13 protein-coding genes are annotated in these 15302 nt (G+C 50.9%); 3 read left to right on the forward strand and 10 right to left on the reverse strand.

Translation table 11 applies throughout. The features are described 5' to 3' along the window. Positions 1–134: 134 nt before the first annotated feature. The 4 genes from ACFS7Z_RS07180 to ACFS7Z_RS07195 all read right to left on the reverse strand — a co-directional run bounded on the left by ACFS7Z_RS07180 (position 135) and on the right by ACFS7Z_RS07195 (position 6339). A complete protein-coding gene (locus ACFS7Z_RS07180; protein WP_377482811.1) occupies positions 135–2546 on the reverse strand; it encodes a TonB-dependent receptor domain-containing protein in 2412 nt (803 codons plus the stop codon). A gap of 6 nt (positions 2547–2552) precedes the next feature. After that, the gene (locus ACFS7Z_RS07185) at positions 2553–3926 is read right to left on the reverse strand and encodes an HTTM domain-containing protein (protein ID WP_377482813.1); all 1374 of its coding nucleotides are present in this window, start codon (positions 3924–3926) and stop codon (positions 2553–2555) included. 103 nt (positions 3927–4029) lie between these two features. Then, positions 4030–5145: an imelysin family protein gene (locus ACFS7Z_RS07190; protein ID WP_377482814.1), complete on the reverse strand. Its 1116-nt coding sequence runs from the start codon at positions 5143–5145 to the stop codon at positions 4030–4032. A 93-nt stretch (positions 5146–5238) separates the two neighbouring features. After that, positions 5239–6339: a DUF4856 domain-containing protein gene (locus tag ACFS7Z_RS07195; RefSeq protein WP_377482816.1), complete on the reverse strand. Its 1101-nt coding sequence runs from the start codon at positions 6337–6339 to the stop codon at positions 5239–5241. 354 nt (positions 6340–6693) lie between these two features. On the opposite strand from ACFS7Z_RS07195, the gene ACFS7Z_RS07200 reads away from it, so the two are divergent. The 3 genes from ACFS7Z_RS07200 to ACFS7Z_RS07210 all read left to right on the forward strand — a co-directional run bounded on the left by ACFS7Z_RS07200 (position 6694) and on the right by ACFS7Z_RS07210 (position 9653). Next, positions 6694–7011, forward strand: coding sequence for a hypothetical protein (locus ACFS7Z_RS07200; protein ID WP_377482819.1), 318 nt, complete (start codon positions 6694–6696; stop codon positions 7009–7011). A 1-nt stretch (position 7012) separates the two neighbouring features. Continuing rightward, positions 7013–7504 (forward strand): DUF2231 domain-containing protein, encoded by a 492-nt coding sequence (locus ACFS7Z_RS07205; RefSeq protein WP_377482821.1) that lies wholly within the window; start codon positions 7013–7015, stop codon positions 7502–7504. A gap of 382 nt (positions 7505–7886) precedes the next feature. Continuing rightward, positions 7887–9653, forward strand: coding sequence for an SLC13 family permease (locus ACFS7Z_RS07210; RefSeq protein WP_377482823.1), 1767 nt, complete (start codon positions 7887–7889; stop codon positions 9651–9653). A gap of 230 nt (positions 9654–9883) precedes the next feature. On the opposite strand, the gene ACFS7Z_RS07215 is transcribed toward ACFS7Z_RS07210, so the two are convergent. From ACFS7Z_RS07215 to fucP, 6 genes are all read right to left on the reverse strand, one after another. Continuing rightward, a complete protein-coding gene (locus ACFS7Z_RS07215) occupies positions 9884–10672 on the reverse strand; it encodes an SDR family oxidoreductase (protein ID WP_377482825.1) in 789 nt (262 codons plus the stop codon). A 14-nt stretch (positions 10673–10686) separates the two neighbouring features. Further along, positions 10687–11520 carry an amidohydrolase family protein gene (locus ACFS7Z_RS07220; RefSeq protein ID WP_377482827.1) on the reverse strand — a complete coding sequence of 278 codons (834 nt, stop codon included), beginning with the start codon at positions 11518–11520 and terminating at the stop codon, positions 10687–10689. Next, positions 11507–12364, reverse strand: a complete 858-nt coding sequence (locus tag ACFS7Z_RS07225; protein WP_377482829.1) for a fumarylacetoacetate hydrolase family protein — start codon at positions 12362–12364, stop codon at positions 11507–11509. Before ACFS7Z_RS07225 ends, ACFS7Z_RS07220 begins: the two co-directional genes overlap by 14 nt. A 191-nt stretch (positions 12365–12555) precedes the next feature. Next, positions 12556–13320 carry an SDR family NAD(P)-dependent oxidoreductase gene (locus tag ACFS7Z_RS07230; RefSeq protein WP_377482831.1) on the reverse strand — a complete coding sequence of 255 codons (765 nt, stop codon included), beginning with the start codon at positions 13318–13320 and terminating at the stop codon, positions 12556–12558. 29 nt (positions 13321–13349) lie between these two features. Then, complete coding sequence (locus ACFS7Z_RS07235; protein WP_377482834.1) at positions 13350–13679, reverse strand: L-rhamnose mutarotase; 330 nt, start codon at positions 13677–13679, stop codon at positions 13350–13352. Positions 13680–13936: 257 nt separating this feature from the next. Continuing rightward, entirely contained in the window at positions 13937–15274 is a 1338-nt protein-coding gene (fucP, locus tag ACFS7Z_RS07240) for an L-fucose:H+ symporter permease (protein ID WP_377482836.1), read from the reverse strand. Positions 15275–15302: the final 28 nt, after the last annotated feature.

The following is a 15302-nucleotide window of genomic DNA, read 5'->3' on the forward strand; positions in this document are numbered from 1 at the left end:
TAAATAGTTGCTACATCATTTCTGAGGCGGCAGACATCTCCCGGAAGTGCATCCTGAATGTATGTTGCCTGCTTCCTCAAATTAGCAGATTCTTCTCCTTCCTCCAAATTGGAAGTGGCAAGCGGATAAATAACCTACAGCTGAAACTGCAATGTGACGTAGTAGTTGCGGGCATCGGATGGAATGATACCCGGGCCCGGGTAACCGGTAGCGCGGCGCGTGAAGTAACGGTTGTCAGTGAGGTTATTGATGCCGGTTTCTAGGGTAACACGCTTATAGGTGTAGCTGCCTGAGAGGTCCATCACCCAATAGGCGGGAATGACACCCACTACAGCCGTAGGCTCCAGCAGGGAGTTCGGTGCGTCGGTGTATTGCTCGGCGGTATAGGCATACTGGTAAGCCAGCTTAAAATCGTTGCGCTTGAATGAGAGGCCGAACTTGGCAATAACTGGCGGTGCCAGTTCCACCTGGTTGCCATCAATATCTTTTAGCGGGCTGCTGTACTTTGTGTTTACCAGCGTGACGTTAGAAAAGGCGGAGAGGCTGGTAGGGTGCTCTTTGCCATAGTATAACTTCAGCAGGTCAGCCTCTATGAAAGTCTCTAGGCCAAAATTGCGGGAGTCACCGACATTGGTGCGGATACGGTTGGTGGTGCCAGGTATGTTCTGGAAGTTAATACGGTCTTTATAAGCCAGGTAAAAAAGGCTGGCATCATAATTCAGTACACCGCTGATATTGCCCCGGAAGCCCAGGTCTGTGCTGTATCCAGATTCATCTTTCAGGTTCTGGTCCACAAACTGGTTCGGGTTAATAACGCGCATGTCGTTGAAGTTGATAGCACGGTAGTTTTGCGAGAAGTTGGCGTACACCTCCATCTGCTCGCTTGGTTTATAACTCAGGCCCAGCCCCATGAGCAGCACGTTGCGGGAATTGCTGCGGTCTTCCGGCACAACCTCATCGCGGATAATATTACCTGCCTGGTCAGGTACTACAGCACGGTAGCTACCATCAGCGTTGGTGTTTATCCACTCGTAGCGCACACCCGGAGTTAAACTGAATTCAGGAGTCATGTTGAAAATATTCTCGGTAAAAAAGGCCACATTACGACTGAGGTAATCGTAGCTGGAGGCATTGGGCGCACCGGTTTCAGAGTAAAACCTAAAATCGGCGTCTGCGGCAATAGTTCCGTCGCCCTGTTGCTGGTCGGTAAAGCCACGGTAGTAACGGGCACCTACTAGCAATGTAGAGAAGGCGCTGCCCAGGTCGTAGCGGTGGATCAGGCGCGTTTCATTACCGAAATTATTGAACTGGTCCTGCAGCAGCGTGCGTGGCTGCGTAATATCGTCGGGGCGGCTAATCTTACCCATAAAGCCCAAAGCATCGCGTTGTGCCAGCAACCCGAAGTTGCGGATGTTCAGCTTTGTGCGCTCGCCCAAGCGATAGTCAAACGTCAGGGCCATCAGGTTCCAGTTCACTTTAAACCAGTTGCGATCGCGGATGGATTGCTGCGCGTCCTGTTCAAAGTCCTTATCTGTGAGGCCGCCTGGCTGCTGTGCCAGGTAATCCATAAAGGTATAGTTAAAGCCTATCTCCAGCTTTTCGTTCGGCTTGTAATGCAGTGATGCAAAGGCAGTATGGGCATTAAACTCAGAGTTGTCCCGCCAGCCATTGCCGCGCTTGTACTGGTAAAATCCAAAGTAGTGCAGCTTGCCTTTGGTGCCGCCAATGCTGTTAAAGGTATTAAACAGGCCCCAGGAACCAACTGTCTGGCGGGACGTCAACTCAAATGGCTTGTCCTCCGGCCCTTCCTTCATCACAAAGTTGATCATGCCACCGAACTGGGTGCCATACTGCAGCGAGGCCGCCCCGCGAACCACCTCTATCTTATCCAGCGCCTCAACAGGCGGGGTATAATAGCTTTCAGGGTAGCCGAGGGCATCGGCCGAAATATCGTAGCCATTCTGGCGGGTGTTGAAGTTAGAAGTACGGTTCGGACTGAGGCCACGCCCCCCAATGCCGAGTTGCAGTCCGGCGCCGTCGCTCTCCCAGATATTGAGGCCAGCTACTTTGGCAAAAACCTGGCGGCTGTTGTTGGTGGCTTTGTTCGCAGTGATGTCGCTAATCACTACTACTTCGCTCTTTTTCCCCTCATATATGGCGGCCCCCTCCACAGAATTTAGCCGGGTTATACCGAAGGTTTTCTCCCGCTCGCCCTTAACGTTTACCTCCCGCAGTTGCCCTTCCAGCGGTTTCAGCGAAAAATTCAGTGCAATGTTGCTGTTGCTGATAGTTACCTGCTGCGTAGCTGAGCCCCAGCCTACGTTATAGGCAGTCAGGGTATAGGTGCCGGGTGCCAGGTTGGGGATAGAGTAATTCCCCTGTGCATCGGCCTTGAACAACACTCCGGTGTTAGTGAGTAGCACCTCGGCCTGTGCCACGGCTTGCTGCGAGGCAGTACTGGTAATTTTACCAGTGACAGTAAACGTTTGTGCCAGTGCAGCCACATAGCTACAAAGCACCAGGGCGATAGTTAGCGTTATGCGCATTATGAGTTATTTCTGCCCGACCGCCTCTTGCGGTAAAGCTGCTTCATCTAAAGGTAAAATCCAGGGCTTCGGCAGGAAGCTCTCTTTTTCGGCCGCCAAATTAACATTCGGGTCGATAAAAAGCCGGCTGCCACGGCCATTCATAGAAACGTACACCTCGGCACGCACCTGCGCGCCGGGTATGCCGCGGGAGGCGAAATCCTGCTGCAACATGTGGGCATACTGCAGCAGCATGTCGGGCTGCATAGCCATCTGCTTTTCCTGCGTAATGGTCAGATAGTCGCGGTTGTTGATTTCTACTTCATAGCCTGTTTCAGGGTCGCGCACATAGAAAAAAGCTGTTCCGGCTTTCTCCATCAGCATCACGCGCCAGGAAAAGCGGTAACCCTGCTCGGTCCAGAAAAGCTGGCCAGGGTACAGCAAAAAACGCCAGGGCACCAGCACCTGCAGCACAAAGTACACCGCCAGCAGGTTTAAAAGCAGCGGCTGTGCCTCTATCCTTGCAAAGGCAGGAACGGCAGGCACACGCACTTTTGCCACACTACGGAACCAAGCTAGCAGGCGCTCGTGGAAGCTTTCGGAGAAGAAGATCAGTGTGCTGACCATCATAATGTAAGGGAACATTCCTATCTGGAACAGCACCGCCGTAAGCACATGGAACACCACCACTGTGAGGTAAGCCAGCCCCCTGCTCCTGCACCAGCTCAGGAAAAACGGAATGGTGAGGTCGTAGAAAGCGCCAAACCAGCAGAAAACAAACGCTACCCATACTTCATCGAGCAGCGGGCCGATGAGCGGCAGGTGCGTGTGAGCCGGCAGCCAGTAGCGCAGCGGCATCGCCTCCAGCAGCCAGTCGGGGTTTAGCTTGGCTATGCCGGCATAGAAGTACACCAGCCCCAGCTGCAGCTTAAAAATCAGCACAGCCCAGCGCGGCACATGGCTTACCCAGCTTTTGGGCTCACGCAGCACGTCCAGCGAAAAGTGCTGGTGCGCCGGCACCAGCACCAGCAGTAGCGCCACCACGCTCACAAAGTAATAGTGGTTAAGGTAGTTGGTTTTGTCGATGAGTTCGACGTAGGTAAAGCTGAGGAAGAACAGCAGCGCCGACAGGCGGTAAAACAGCCCAACCATTATCCCCAGCGCGGCCACCGCCATCACGGAAAAAAGGGCATACATGCCTGTCTCGCCCAAAGGCTGCACCCACTCAAAGCCATAGTAAGGAAAGTATACCTTCGGCTGCACATACAGCTCCGTCACCCAGCCTTTGCCCATAAAACGCAGGATACTGGCCAGCATCATTCCGCCGAAAATAACGCGGAACACCGCCAGCGGTGCTGCGGAAACAGGTGCGGTGAGGTATGGCTTTAGCTTGTGAAGCATTGCGGTGCTTTAAACTTTTGGACTACTTTATAAAAGCAGTTTTACCTATAATTCAGGCTTTACATATGTACTGGATCTCTCCTACCGTCGTGATGACAATTCCCTAATCGCCGTCGCTGTCGGTGTAGTTGATGGTAACACCCAGCGCGGAAGGCATGTCTGCTTTTGTCAGCACAATCAGCTTCTGCAGCTCGTCGTAAACCTTTGTCACAGCCTGTGGCTGGGTAGTAACAGCTTCTGACAGTGGCCCCTGTACGGCATCTACGGCAGCGAGGGCAGCATTAAATTGTGCCTCAATGGCGTCAGACAGCTTTCCATTTCCGTAAGGTGCGTCCACGTGGTCCAGGTAATCGTCCAGGCCTGGTCCGTTGGTGCCGCTTGTTGTCATCCCCATAAAGGCAGCCTTTTCGGCGCGAATAGCCTGCTTCAGCAACTCCAGCGAGGTCTGGCTGTAATAGGCCTCCACCTTTTCCGGCAGTGCACTGCCCGCTGTAAACCTGCCGCTCGGGAAGCCCACTTTGGCGCGCTTGGTCAGGTCTATATCAAAGTTTAGCTGATTCACGAGGTTGCCCACCGCACTGCCCACGGCCGTGCCTGGTGCATTTTTAAAGGTAGCCGCATAGTTGCCGCTGGTCCAGCCGTTATAAACGGCAGTGGCATGCTGATTCACGAGGCTGCTCAAATCCTGCAGGTACTTTTTGCGGTTTGCAGCACTGGTGCCAGTAGTATATTGGTCTACAACGGCTGCCTCTGTGCCGGATCCATAGAGGAGGTAATCCAGTGCCGGGAACCCTTTGGCATCCAGGTTATCAGCGGCTTGCAGATCATAAGTACCTGCCGTGATGTTACTTTCTATCTCAGCGGTGGAGGTAGGGTAAATGTTGAGGTTGTTGCGCAGCAACTGTTCCTCTGCAGGGCCGAACTCATACATGCTCACATCCTGCCAGGCTTTGTATGCCTCCTGGTAAGCAGTGCGGGCAGTTGCCAGTGTAGTCGCAGCAGGTGCCGCCACAAAAGCGCTGATGGCGGTGTTCATGGCTTCTGTTTTGTTTTTGAATACTGTGTAACCGGGTACAATCAGGTTGTCGGCATAGTTGGCCACCATCGCCTGGCGGTCGTATTCTGTTTTCGGGTCACCTCCATCTTTGTCGGAGCCACAGCTGCTCAGTACAGCAAGGCAGGCAAGAGCCATTACAGTATATTTCTTAAACACTATCATGTGGTATACTTTAAAACGCGAAAGGCAGCAGCTGTGGATTGGCATTTCCGCAGCTGCTGCACTTTCAAAAACTAACAATAATACTTTAGGGTGCTATAGCTGCCCTTTGATGTTATCCATGCCATAAGCTGTGCTCAGGATATTGATGGCGGTGTTAATGTCGTCAGCAGTTGTATCGTACAGGCTCGTGCCAATGGCGCTAAGTACCTCATCATACTTTGCCTTTGACAGCTTGCTGTCAGACTTGTACTGCAGGCCCATCACGAAACCAATGGCTTCAGACAAATAGTGACTTTTCTTGGCTTGGTCAGCAATGTTGGTTTTGGCTGCATTCAGCTCATGAATGGCAGAGGCAGCTACTAAACGCTCCCACTCGTTGCGGATAGTGGCGGCGGCTTCGTCTTTACCCTTCATATCTTTGGCAGAGATGGCAGCGCGTCCTTTCAAAAAGGCATCCATCATGGCTTTATTGCTACCCAAGGCTGCGTTTACCTGATTGCTGTAGTTCGCCCAGTACTTTAGGCCTGTGGTATTTGTCGGGAAATCAACAGGAGCTCCGAAGTAGCCGAAAGCCTCATCCCAGTGGTGCTCCATTCTAGTGCCTTCACCTGGCGTTACAGTGGTATTATCTACAGAAGCTCCTATTTTTTCCTCAGTTAGGTAGCCTTCCACTGCCTGGTTAAAGAATACAGCGCTCATCAGACCTTTCTGAATCACCTGGGCATACTCCACTCCGTTTCCATTTACCAAGTAGCTTTTACTTCCATCTGCTGTACTAAGCAAACCTGGGAGACCTTCAACAGCTGGAACACCTGAAGAAAGACTAGCAGCAGCTACGTCTTCGAAAAAACCTTCGAACACAGGCTGAGCTGTCAGGATAGTTTTATTTTTGAGCTGCTTACTTGTGGCTGCGTTCAGGCTGGCGTCAGAAAAGGCGTTGTTGGTGTTCGCATACATGTCCTTCATCTTCTGAGCATCTAATCGTGCACCAGTATGACCTGTCTTAATATAGACATCCAGTTCATCCAGCATTTGCATGCGCTGCGTCTGGCCGGTGTAGCTAACATTCTCGAAGTTGTAAGTTTCCGGTACATTATAAGAAGGACTACCCTCCTTTTCATCTTCGCAGGAAGAGAAAACCACACAAGCCGCTACTGCAAGCGTAAAGGTTCTGAGCTTAGAATTGCTAAACATGGATATCATTTTTATACTTAGTTTTTATTTAGACTTATTATAAATAGATGTGCAAAGCTAACTTGAAGAGGTATATAAGGCAAGCCTTATTTAAAATAATTTTAAATAAGGTGGAACTAAATTTAATCAGGATAAACCAAGGTCCGCGGAGAAGGAAAGAAACATTTTATCTGCTTTAAAAATTAGTCTTCTGATTATCTATGCATAACACAAACATTGATATCAGGAGACCTAAAACTGATGAGGAAAAGCTGTAAACCTCCATTTGATAAGCCAGCGTGAGCGAGGGTAAAAGACAACCTAGTTTACATTTTTCCTTATATTTGGTAAAATTCATATAAAAATTTAAGCACTATGAAAAACGTAAAATTGTTTGCATTCCTCTTCTTGTTCATGGTACCATTCCTGTATTCCTGCGAAGAGGGTACAGATGTAGTAGAGTCAGGCACTTACCAGGGCACTGTGGATGAGGTAGAGCCAGAGAAAACTGAGATATATGTAAAAACAGCGGATGACCAGCGCCTGGAGCTGTATTTTAATGAAAACACCACGCTAACCAGAAACGGAGAAACAGTAGCATTCGACCAGTTGCAGGAAGGCCAGCAGGTTGAGGTTGAAGTGGAAAAGGTAGGGCAAAGACTAGAGCCAATAGCTGTTAGAATCCTCGAGTAGCATGTTTGAAACCACCTTCTGGCGAACGGAGTTGTGGCATCCGCTTACCCTGCATTTCCCCATTTCCCTTCTGCTGTTGGCAACAATCACCAAACTGATGGCCCTCTTCCTGCGGGAAGGTCAGGCACATTTCTGGCAAAGATCAGGTGCTTATTTGCTTTATGCCGGCTGCCTAATGGCTTGGCTGAGCATCTATACCGGTGATATGGCCGATGGGATTGTAGCACGGAAGTTGTGTGACCCAACCATATTGAAGGACCATGAGATAGCAGCCTATAACCTCGCTTACCTCTTTTCCGCTGCCACTGCGCTGGATTTGAGCCTGCGCTTTAACCTGGTCAGGCTAAAGACAAAGTGGCTGCAGGCAGTAGTGGTACTTTTGATGGTAGTGGGCTCTGGTTTCCTGATTTACACCAGCCATCTGGGGGCTTCTGTTGTGTATAATCAGGCCGGTGGTGTACTTGTTCCTACCAGTGATTGCGCTGGTTTTTAAGCCAGAAGTAAAGGTGTACTTCTATAAAACATGTAAGCCCCTGCTGTTCAGCAGGGGCTTACATGTTTTATAGAAGTACTGCCACATGTGCCTCTGACAAACACAGGAGAGACTAAAAAATTAACCACTGTGGTTTTGTTATCATCAGATGTTAAATTTATAGAGTCTGTAGCAGCTTATTCACCGGCAGTTTTCTGATGGCAGCAGCTTTATACAACTCGCACAGCAAAAATTGTGTAGAAAAATGGTAGTTAACTGTCTTCATCCTTGGCATCGGCTTCCTTCAACCAGCCTAAGCAAGGCTTTTGAATCAAAGTAAAGGTTGATTGTCCTTTAACAGTGCTTAGTTACATAGCCGCCTTGAGCGACTGAACCTTCATGCATGGAACAGATTCTCGTTTTCCTGACACTTGGAATTGCACTGGCACTTTTTGTCTGGGAGAAGCTGCGCTATGATATTGTAGCGCTTCTTGCCTTGTTCGTACTGGTTATTGCTGGCATTATACCGGCTGAGGATGCATTTACAGGTTTCAGTCACCCCGCCGTAATCACCGTTGCTGCAGTGCTTGTTATCAGCCAAGCATTGCAGCACTCGGGGCTTATTGATGTGGTCGGTCGCCTGCTGGCCAAACTCGGCACAAATCTCATGCTTCAAATTGTGGTTCTGTCTTTTATCGTTGCCATTGCCTCTGCTTTCATGAACAACATCGGCGCCCTTGCTATTCTCATGCCGGTAGCCCTGCACATGGCCAGAAAGAACGGAAACCCACCCTCATTCATCTTAATGCCTATTGCCTTTGCCTCTATACTGGGTGGCATGATAACGCTCATCGGAACTCCCCCCAATATCATTATCGCCACCTTCCGAGCTGACGTTGCCGGAGAGCGTTTCGGCATGTTTGACTTTGCCCCGGTTGGAATATCACTAGCCCTGGTGGGGCTCGCATTTATCACGCTGCTGGGCTGGAAGTTGCTGCCCCAACGGAAAACGCAGACGTCGGCCAATCTGTTTCATATAGAGAACTATATCACAGAAGTTAGGGTAACAGAAGAATCCCGGCTCAACGGCAGAACGATTGCTGAAATGAACAAGGTGGCAGATACAGAAATACTGGCTTTGGGCCTCATCAGAAAGGGTGTAAGAATACATGCCCCATCTCCTTCCGAGGAAATAAAACCCAACGACATCCTGATTTTGGAGGCAGACACGGACGATTTGATGGTGTTTATAGACAATACGGGGGCCAGGCTTACCGGGGGAAAGCCGATTCGGGAAGAAGCCAAAGGATCAGATGAAATCCACACAGCGGAAGCCATTGTGATGGCTGATTCTCCGCTTATAGGCCAGACCGCCGCCAGCCTCAACATGCGCAACCGATACAGGATAAATCTTTTGGCCGTTGCAAGGCGTGAGAAACAATTCTGGCAGCGCATCGGCAAAACCCATTTCAAAATAGGCGATGTGCTGCTGCTTCAGGGAAGAACCGTTAACATTAACGATGCCATCACCGCCATGCAGTGCCTTCCGCTTGCTCAAAGAGGTCTGACGATAGGCAAGCCCCGGAATATTCTGTTCGCGCTTAGTATTTTCGTGGTTGCCATTTCAACGGTGGTGCTTGGGGTGCTACCGGTCCAGATTGCCTTCACTATTGCAGCCATTGCCATGGTACTGTCAGGCATACTCCCTTTAGGGGAAATGTACACCAGCATAGACTGGCCAGTGATTGTTTTGCTCGCTGCCATGATACCGGTAGGCGTAGCTTTTGAGACAAGCGGAAGTGCCGACATGGTTACTAACCAGATACTGAGCATGGGCGACCGCCACCCCACCTGGTTGCTGCTGGGCATTATGATGATTATCACCATCATGCTGTCTAACGTGATCAACAACGCCGCTACCGTTGTGCTAATGGCTCCCATTGGTATAAATATCGCACGTGAACTAGGCGTTTCAGCGGATCCGTTCCTGATGGCCATCGCAGTAGCCGCTTCCTGTGCCTTTCTAACTCCCATTGGGCACCAGTCCAACACGCTGGTTATGGGGCCAGGAGGATACAAGTTCAGTGATTACTGGAAAATGGGCTTACCTGTGACAATTGCAATGGTGTTGCTGGGTGTGCCGCTCATTATGTATTTCTGGCCGCCTTGAGCCATAGTTAGGTTACCTCGTGCAATGCTGCTCAATTTGCCGTAACAACTCCTAATCCAGCAACCAATGGACACCCTTACCCATAGCTTCTGGCTCAGCGCTCCGCAGGCGAGAGGCATTTTTCCTTTGAACGTTATTGGGGCGGGTCTCTGAGAATATCCGGGAGAAATGTAAGCTTTGCAATTATGGAAGCATATTTACAAAGCCGTCATCCATGTGATCAGTATAGTCTAAGCATTCGCCATCGCCCTGTCCAAATGCACATACCCACCATCTATATGTATCAGTTGGCCGGTGGTATGGCTTGAGCGCTCCGACAGCAGGAAGGCGGTGGTGTTGGCGATTTCCTCTGGGGTGGTCATTCGCTGTTCCAGCGGAATCCGGCTTGTGATTTCTTTTAGCTTCTCCTCCGGATTGGGCAGCGTCTTTATCCATTTGTCGTAGGCAGGCGTCCAGCTTTCGGCCACGATGATGGCGTTCACCCGGATGCTGTACTTGGCCAGTTCTACAGCCCACTCCCGGGTGAGGGCATTGCGCCCGCCGTTTGCCGCTGCGTAGGCAGAAGTGCCTCCCTGTCCGGTCTCGGCCGTTTTGGAGCTGATGTTCACGATAGCGCCTCTGGACTTCTTTAGTTCGGGCAGGGCGTAGTGGGCCAGCAGGTAGTAGTGCGTCAGGTTGTTGTGCAGCGAGGCCATAAACTTCTCGTAACTGCCATTCTCCAGCCCCACGCCATCATTAAAGCCAGCGTTATTCACCAACCCTTCTATCCTGCCGAACTGTTCCAGGGTCATCTTCACCGCCTTCTCGCACTCTTCCGGCCGCGAAAGCTCAGCGACAACCTGAAAGGCCTTTCCTCCCTTTTCTTCTATTTCGGCTACCGCACTTTTATTGTCCTGCTCGTCTCTACCTATTACTACTGGTATAGCTCCCTCTGCTGCCAACACACTCACAACGCCGTTGCCAATGCCTTTTGCTCCCCCCGATACTATAATTACTTTGTCTTTCAGTTCTAAGTTCATACTATTGATTTCTGTTAAGAAAGCCTATAAAACCGACTGGCGTTGCCGCCGAAAAACGCTGCCTGCTCTGACTGGCTGAAGGAGGAGAAATATTCTTCTACTATGCCCAGCACCTCGGCATAGCTTGCCGCCACGAGGCAGACTGGCCAGTCAGAGCCGTACATGATTCTGTTTGTTCCAAATGCCTCCACTACCACATCCAGGTAGGGCCTGAAACCTTCTTTCTTCCAGTTCTGCCAATCCGCTTCCGTTACCATACCAGATAGTTTGCAGTGCACGTTCACGTGTTCCGCTATTGCCCTGATGTCCTTTGCCCAGGTCTCTATTTCCTGCGCTTTGATATTGGGCTTTGCCAGGTGGTCTATCACGAAAGGCTGATCAGGGAAGCCTGCTGCCAACTCTTTTGCAAACCGGAGCTGGTCCGGGTAAATGAGGATGTCATACGTAAAGCCAAACCTGCTTAGCTGGCTGATACCTCTCTTGAAAGCGGGATGCAGCATCAGTGCCCTGTCCGGCTCCCCCTGCAGCACGTGCCGGAACCCTTTCATCTTCTCAAAACGGGCATAATGCGTAAGATGCTCCTGAATGTCCGCTGCCTTTAAGTCAATCCAACCCACCACGCCTTTTATGAAATCATAGGTGTCTGCATAGCCCAGCAGGAACTCATTCTCCGCCTCCGACTGGTCCGCCTGCACGGCTACGCATCCATCGAACCCGTGCTGCTGCAAAACAGGCTGCAGGTCCTCCGGTGTAAAGTCGCGGCGGATGCTGGCCATGTCACCTGTAATCCAGCTGTTCCTGACCGGGTCAAATTTCCAGAAATGCTGGTGGGCGTCAATCCTTGGCATAGGCCTTTACCTGCTGCTTTGAAGTTCCGAGTCCGTCTATTCCCAACTCCACCACGTCCCCCGGCTTCAGGTAAATTGGCGGGTTGAAGCCCAGGCCCACGCCGGCTGGTGTTCCGGTTGAAACCACGTCGCCCGGGAGCAGCGTCATGAACTGGCTCAGGTACGATACCAGTTGCGGAATCCGGAAAATGAAGTTGGCGGTGGTGCCGTCCTGCATCGTTTCGCCGTTTACCTTCAGCCACAGGCGCAGGTTGTCTACATCCCCCACCTCGTCTTTGGTAGCCAGGAAGGGACCGATGGGTGCGAAGGTGTCGCAGCCTTTGCCTTTGTCCCAGGTGCCGCCGCGCTCCAGCTGGAACGCCCGCTCCGACACATCGTTGTGCAGGCAGTAGCCTGCCACATAATCCAAAGCTTCGCCTTCGTCTACATAGCTGGCCTTCCTGCCCATTACAAACGCCAGCTCTACCTCCCAGTCTGTTTTCTCTGAGTTCTTCGGAATAATGATGTCATCGTTAGGCCCCACCACCGCCGTCGTGGACTTCATGAAAAGAATCGGCTCTTCCGGTATTTTTGCTCCTGTCTCTTTAGCATGGTCGGCATAGTTCAGGCCGATGCAGACAATCTTGGACGGGCGCGCAACAGGACTGCCCAGGCGGCTGTTTTCCGGGATGCGCTCCAGCTTCCCTTTATTGGCTTCCACAAATTGCTGCAGGCGAGTGAGTCCGTCTGTCTCAAAAAACTGCTCATTATAGTCTTCTCCAAAAGCAGAGGTGTCATAATAAGTATCGTCCAGTATAACACCGGTTCTCTCCTTGTTCGGTTCTCCGTATCGTATCAGTTTCATGTTCTATTTTTTTAGCTCTTCAAGGATGAAGGGCTCGTTTTATAAGTAGTCTTTACAGGTTGTTCCTCATGCTGAAAACCTTCCCCCTGCCCCTCCAAGCAGGGGAACTCTTAATCTTGCAGGGATTCCCCCCGGAGGGGCAGGGATGGGTTTTATTTCCACAGCATTTATGATGCTTTCTCTTATTCTCCTCAGCTGTTCAGTTTAACAAAGCCTCCGTCGATGGGATAGTCGGTGCCGGTAATGAAGGAGGCTTCGTCGGAGCAGAGGTAGAGAATAAGGTTCGCTATTTCCTCTGGCTCTGCCATCCTGCCGATGGGCTGCGTTTTCGACAGCTTTTGGAACACTTCCTCTTCTTGCCCGGGATAATTTTTAGCCAAGAAGCCATCCACGAAAGGCGTGTGCACCCGGGCCGGTGAGATGCTGTTGCAGCGGATATTGTCCTGCAGGTAGTCTTTGGCAACGGACAGTGTCATGGCATGCACGGCACCCTTGCTCGTGGAGTAAGCGAAGCGGTCGTTAAGACCAACAAGAGCTGCAACAGAGCCTAAATTCAGGATAACGCCGCCCCCGTTGGCCTTCATCAAAGGTATGGCAGCAAAAAGGCAGTTGTAGACGCCTTTCACGTTCACCTGGAACACGCGGTCAAAATCCTCCTCTGAGGTGGTGTCGGCTCTGCCGATGTTGGATATGCCGGCGTTGTTGACCAGTATATCCAGCTTCCCAATACCCTGAAACACCTGCACCACTTCCTGCTGTTTTGTGACATCGCAGATGTGAAAAGAAGCGTTACCTCCTGCAGCCTTTATCTCCTCAACCGTTTTCCCCGCATTCTCCGTGCTAACATCCAGCACATGCACCGTGGCTCCCTGCCGGGCAAAGGTCAGTGCGACAGCCTTGCCGATGCCGCTTCCGCCACCCGTAACCAGGGCAATCTTGTTATCTAACTGGAACATAAAGTTTATCTAGAATTTTAATTTCTAACCTACAGGGAAAACATCCTGTCCATCAGCACCCACTTCTCTCCTTCACCAGCACCCTGAATACCCTGCTGGTATTTCCACATCAACTGTTCCCACTCCTGCACTTTAGGGTTTGCCCTGTCCATCGCTGCTTTTCTTTCAAAGCTAAAGGAGTCGTCTGTCTCCATTATCATAAAAAGCCTGTTGTTGAACCGGTAAATGTCCATGACCTTGATTCCAGCGTCCTGAATGCTCTGCCTGATTTCCGGCCAGATGTCCTGGTGCCAGCGCTCATACTCCGCTATCAGCTTTGGGTCATCTTTCAAATCAAGCGCAAAACAATACCTGTTCATTCCTCTGTTGCTTTATAGATGATGCCGTAAACATGCTCTTAAGGTATCAAAAAAAGATTAGCAGAAAAAACTCCTTTGCCTCTCCTTCCTACTTTTCAAGGGATGATGGGTTAGTTTAACTGGCAGTGCTTCTGCATGCTTTGTGGTGCATTAAAATCAAAATGAGAAAGCAGAAATTAAATATCCCTGCTTTCCCATCATCATCACTTCACCTCATTTGTGATAATACAGTGTGTTATCTCAGCTAACTACTACCCCTATCCCACCTTCTGAAATGCGTCGGCAGGCAGTGCTTCCGCCTCTCCTCCTGCCCTGTTGACGCTGTTACGCTCCAGCTTTCCTGCAACAAGAGCGTAAAAAGCCACCACCACAAAGCACACAAAAGGAACGTAAAAAGCCAGGCTGATATCCTGTGTCAGGTCAGAGATGTAGCCCTGCAGGGAGGTGAGCACGGCACCTCCCAAAATAGCCATTATAAGGCCCGAACCTCCTATTTTGGTATCATCTCCTAACCCTTTGATGCCCATAGCATAGATGGTGGGGAACATCAGCGACATAAAGCCGGATATGGCAACCAGGGCATACACCCCCACCAGTCCGCTGCCATAAATAACAACAAGTGTGCAAACGGCAGCTGCCACGGCACTCAGCAATAGCAGGATCCTTGGGCTTACATACCGCATGAGCGCCGTAAAGATGAAGCGGGAAACCATGAACAGAATCAGGGCAGCCATATAGTAACTGGAAGCCCCGTCTTCGTTGAGCTGGATTTCCTGCATCACATAGCGGATGGTATAAGACCAGATACCAATCTGGGCGCCCACGTAAAAAAACTGCGCCACCACCGCCCACATATAATGCGGTGTTTTCACCAGTCTCTTGAAGGTTGGGAGCAGGTCCAGCTTTCCACCTGCATCGGAGGCCTTGGGCATGTTGGTGAATTTAACCGCCAGCCAGACCATCACCAGAAACAAGGCAGCTCCCACATAGGGTCCCATCACAGCCGTCAGCTCCTCCGACTGTATGGCTTTAAGCTGCTCCTGACTCATAATAGCCCGCTCTTCCGCGCTGGACAGGTTCAGCTCAGAGAGGATGAAAATTTTACTTAGCAGCACTCCCGTAATAGAGCCGATGGGGTTGAAGGACTGCGCCAGGTTCAGCCGCCTTGTACCTGTGTCCTCCGGCCCCATGGCCACGATGTAGGGGTTAGCGGCCGTCTCGAGTATAGACAAGCCTCCGGCCAACACGTACAGGGCAATAAGAAAGTGCCCGTACGCCATGGTGATGCTGGCGGGGTAAAACAGCAGCGAACCTAAGATAAACAGGCCCAGCCCCACTAAGATGCCGGTTTTATAGGTGTACTTCTTGATGAGGATGGCGGCCGGCAGGGCGAGGCAGAAATAAGCCCCGTAGAAAGCCATCTGTATCCAGGAAGTCTGGAAATCAGACATGCTCATGATGCGCTTGAAGGCTGCCAGCAGCGTATCCGTCATGTTGTTGGCCAGTCCCCACAAAAAGAAAAGGCTGGTGATGAGGATAAAAGGCCAGGTGTTACCAGAGCGTAGTAGGGAAAGTCTTTTTGTGGCTGTTGTCATCGTCCTTGCTATGATGTATCTTTTTAAG

It is taken from the genome of Pontibacter toksunensis (assembly GCF_042686245.1).
GTDB lineage: Bacteria > Bacteroidota > Bacteroidia > Cytophagales > Hymenobacteraceae > Pontibacter > Pontibacter toksunensis.

Excerpts from the sequence above, each read along its gene's own strand:
- ACFS7Z_RS07220 (WP_377482827.1), bottom strand. The coding sequence starts at position 11,520 with ATGCCAAGGATTGACGCCCACCAGCATTTCTGGAAATTTGACCCGGTC.
- ACFS7Z_RS07225 (WP_377482829.1), bottom strand. The coding sequence starts at position 12,364 with ATGAAACTGATACGATACGGAGAACCGAACAAGGAGAGAACCGGTGTT.
- ACFS7Z_RS07195 (WP_377482816.1), bottom strand. The coding sequence starts at position 6,339 with ATGTTTAGCAATTCTAAGCTCAGAACCTTTACGCTTGCAGTAGCGGCT.
- ACFS7Z_RS07205 (WP_377482821.1), top strand. The coding sequence starts at position 7,013 with ATGTTTGAAACCACCTTCTGGCGAACGGAGTTGTGGCATCCGCTTACC.
- fucP (WP_377482836.1), bottom strand. The coding sequence starts at position 15,274 with ATGACAACAGCCACAAAAAGACTTTCCCTACTACGCTCTGGTAACACC.
- ACFS7Z_RS07200 (WP_377482819.1), top strand. The coding sequence starts at position 6,694 with ATGAAAAACGTAAAATTGTTTGCATTCCTCTTCTTGTTCATGGTACCA.
- ACFS7Z_RS07185 (WP_377482813.1), bottom strand. The coding sequence starts at position 3,926 with ATGCTTCACAAGCTAAAGCCATACCTCACCGCACCTGTTTCCGCAGCA.
- ACFS7Z_RS07215 (WP_377482825.1), bottom strand. The coding sequence starts at position 10,672 with ATGAACTTAGAACTGAAAGACAAAGTAATTATAGTATCGGGGGGAGCA.
- ACFS7Z_RS07230 (WP_377482831.1), bottom strand. The coding sequence starts at position 13,320 with ATGTTCCAGTTAGATAACAAGATTGCCCTGGTTACGGGTGGCGGAAGC.
- ACFS7Z_RS07210 (WP_377482823.1), top strand. The coding sequence starts at position 7,887 with ATGGAACAGATTCTCGTTTTCCTGACACTTGGAATTGCACTGGCACTT.
- ACFS7Z_RS07190 (WP_377482814.1), bottom strand. The coding sequence starts at position 5,145 with ATGATAGTGTTTAAGAAATATACTGTAATGGCTCTTGCCTGCCTTGCT.
- ACFS7Z_RS07180 (WP_377482811.1), bottom strand. The coding sequence starts at position 2,546 with ATGCGCATAACGCTAACTATCGCCCTGGTGCTTTGTAGCTATGTGGCT.
- ACFS7Z_RS07235 (WP_377482834.1), bottom strand. The coding sequence starts at position 13,679 with ATGAACAGGTATTGTTTTGCGCTTGATTTGAAAGATGACCCAAAGCTG.